3 protein-coding genes are annotated in these 2,823 nt (G+C 76.9%); 2 read left to right on the top strand and 1 reads right to left on the bottom strand.

The window, feature by feature from the left end:
- Positions 1 to 6: 6 nt before the first annotated feature.
- On the bottom strand, positions 7 to 618 hold the full coding sequence (locus ACFU7Z_RS38400) for a TetR family transcriptional regulator (protein WP_380782757.1): 612 nt from the start codon (positions 616 to 618) through the stop codon (positions 7 to 9).
- An 82-nt stretch (positions 619 to 700) separates the two neighbouring features.
- Between ACFU7Z_RS38400 and ACFU7Z_RS38405 the strand changes: the two genes are divergently transcribed.
- Positions 701 to 1,690 (top strand): oxidoreductase, encoded by a 990-nt coding sequence (locus ACFU7Z_RS38405; RefSeq protein WP_380782759.1) that lies wholly within the window; start codon positions 701 to 703, stop codon positions 1,688 to 1,690.
- A 540-nt stretch (positions 1,691 to 2,230) separates the two neighbouring features.
- On the top strand, positions 2,231 to 2,731 hold the full coding sequence (tpx, locus tag ACFU7Z_RS38410) for a thiol peroxidase (RefSeq protein ID WP_049659074.1): 501 nt from the start codon (positions 2,231 to 2,233) through the stop codon (positions 2,729 to 2,731).
- The last annotated feature ends 92 nt before the right edge of the window (positions 2,732 to 2,823 follow it).

Raw genomic sequence — 2,823 nt, forward strand, 5'->3', positions numbered from 1 at the left:
CCTCCCTCACCCCTCCAGCATCGCGCCGGGGTGCGGGGACCGCTCGTCGATCACGCGGTCACGGGCCCGGCCACCGGCAGCGCCGTCGTCGGCGCTCCAGCGCTGGAGCACCGTGTGGAAGGCCGCCAGCGCCATGTCCGCGGCCAGCCGCGGGTACAGCTCGCGCCCGGCGTCCAGGCCGAGGCGGGCGGCGAGCTCCTCGGCGAGGTCGTCGCGCCACTGCGCCTGGCGCTCCAGGAAGCGCGCGAGCAGGGCGGGGGTGGACAGGACCAGCCGCACCACCTGGCGGGCGCGATCCTCGTGGCCGGCGCAGTCCTCGACACTGCGCCACACCGCGTGCCGCAGCGCCACCGAGGGCGCCTCCCCCGCCGGGCGGCGGGCCAGCTCCTCGCGCATCGCCGCGCCGAGCGCGCCCAGGAACCGGACGACCACGTCCTCCTTGGACGCGAAGTAGCGGAAGAACGTCCGCTTGGACACCCCCGCGGCGGTGGCGATCTCGTCCACCGTGACGGCGTCGAACCCGCCGCCCGCCAGCAGCTCCAGCGCCGCCCGCGTCAGCTCGTCGGCCACGAGCTGGCGTTTGCGCTGGGCCAGGGTGGCGGCGGGTCGGGAGGTCACCGCCCCATCCTAGCCCCCACGCCACACACGACGCCCAATGCCCACCTTGACACTTGGTGACAGGAAGGGCACCTTGAGCCGTATGAGTCGTACGCCCCGAAGCAACCACACCCCCGACCACAGCCCCGCCCCCGCCCCCGGGCCGGGCCCCGGCCCGGAGCCGCAACCGGACCTGGACGGGCGGGTGTTCGTCGTCACCGGCGCCGCGAGCGGCCTGGGCCTGGCCACCACCGACGCCCTCGCCCGCCGCGGCGCCCGCGTCGTACTCGCCGTACGCGACGAGGACAAGGGCCGGCGCGCCGCGGCCCGCGTGAGCGCCGCCCACCCCGCCGCCCGCCTGGAGGTACGCCGCCTGGACCTCGGCGACCCCCACTCCGTACACGCCTTCGCCACCCGCCTGCGCGCCGACGGCGTCCACCCCGACGTCCTGGTCAACAACGCCGGCGTCATGGCACCCCCGCGCACCCTCACCCCGCACGGCCACGAGCTCCAGTTCGCCGTCAACCACCTCGGCCACTTCGCCCTCACCGCCCACCTGATCGACCTGCTCGCCCAGGGCCGCGACCCGCGCGTGGTCACCGTCACCTCCGCCAACCACCGCCGCGCCCGCATCGACTTCGACGACCTCACCGGCGAGCGCGCCTACTCCCCCATGGGCCACTACAACCAGTCCAAACTCGCCAACGCCCTCTTCGCCCTCGAACTCCACCGCCGCCTGAGCGCCGCCCGCAGCCCCGTGCGCAGCGTGCTCGCCCACCCCGGCTACGCCGCCACCGCCCTGCCCCGCGCCGGCGCCGTCGCACCGGTGCGGCTGCTGTTCGGGCACCTGCTGCGCCCGCTCGCGCAGACGCCCGCCCGCGGGGCGCTGGCGCAGCTGCACGCGGCGACCGCCCCCGGGGTGCGCGGCGGGGAGCTGTACGGGCCTGGCGGACCGGGCGAACTGCGCGGGGCCCCGGCGCTGACCTCGCCCGCCCCTCGCGCCCAGGACCCGCGGGCGGGCCGGCGGCTGTGGGAGGTGTCGCAGGAACTGACCGGGCTGCGGTTCACCGTGCCCGCGGCGGACGGCGCCTGACCCCGGAGCGGGAGGGGGTGAGGGGAGGTCACCGCCCCCGGGGTGCGCGGCGGGGCGCAGCGGGGCACGGGGGGACCGCGCTACGGCAGCGGACAGGGCCCGACGGCGACGGCGGCCGGGACCGCGGCGGCAGGCGCGCCCGCGGGTGCCGCCTCCCCCGTGACCGGGCGGCAGGTCCCGGCCCGCCGTCACCCCGCCCCCGTCCGCCGGGAACGCCGGGCCGGTCCCGGCCAGGGGGCGGCCGGACACCACCGGCGCAGGGCGCGGCCGTACGGCGGGCGGGGACGGGCGCGGCCGTGCGGCGGGCGGGGGCGTGTGGTGGGCGGGTTGACGGTCCGTGCGGCGGGGCCCGCGGGGTGGGCCCCGTGCGGGCCGGTTCGCCGCTTCCCTGTCCGGGTCCCTGTTCCCGCTTCCCGCTGCCGTTTCCTGTTCCGGCCGGTCGGGGTGTCCGGTATTGGTGGTCGCCCCGGGCGGGGGTGGGGGCGGGCAGTAGGATCGGCGGCGTTGCATCCCGTACACACTGCTGGTAGGAGGCTTTTCATGGCTCAGGTCACGCTGAAGGGGAACCCGGTGCAGGTCGGTGGCGCGCTGCCGGCCGCCGGCAGCCAGGCGCCGTCGTTCACGCTGGTCGGCGAGGGGCTCGCGGACGTGTCGCTGAAGGACTTCGCGGGTCGGCGCAAGGTCCTGAACATCTTCCCCAGCATCGACACCCCGACCTGCGCGACCTCGGTGCGCACGTTCAACGCCAAGGCGGGTTCGCTGGAGAACACCGTGGTGCTGTGCGTGTCGGCGGACCTGCCGTTCGCGCAGGCCCGGTTCTGCGGCGCGGAGGGCCTGGAGAACGTCAAGACGCTGTCCACCCTGCGCGGGCGGGACTTCCACGACGTCTACGGTGTGGCGATCGCCGACGGTCCGCTGGCCGGGCTGACGGCGCGCGCGGTCGTCGTCCTGGACGAGAACGACACCGTCCTGCACACCGAGCTGGTCGCGGAGATCGCCGACGAGCCGAACTACGAGGCCGCGCTCGCCGCCCTCGTCTGACCGGCCGGCACCGCGCCCGCGGTGCCGACCCCTTGTGTGGTGCGGCGGCCCGCCCCCCGCGTCCTGCCCGTCCCCGCTCCGGCGGGACGGGC

Origin of the sequence: Kitasatospora sp. NPDC057518, from assembly GCF_042802075.1 — a bacterium.
Lineage (GTDB): Bacteria > Actinomycetota > Actinomycetes > Streptomycetales > Streptomycetaceae > Kitasatospora.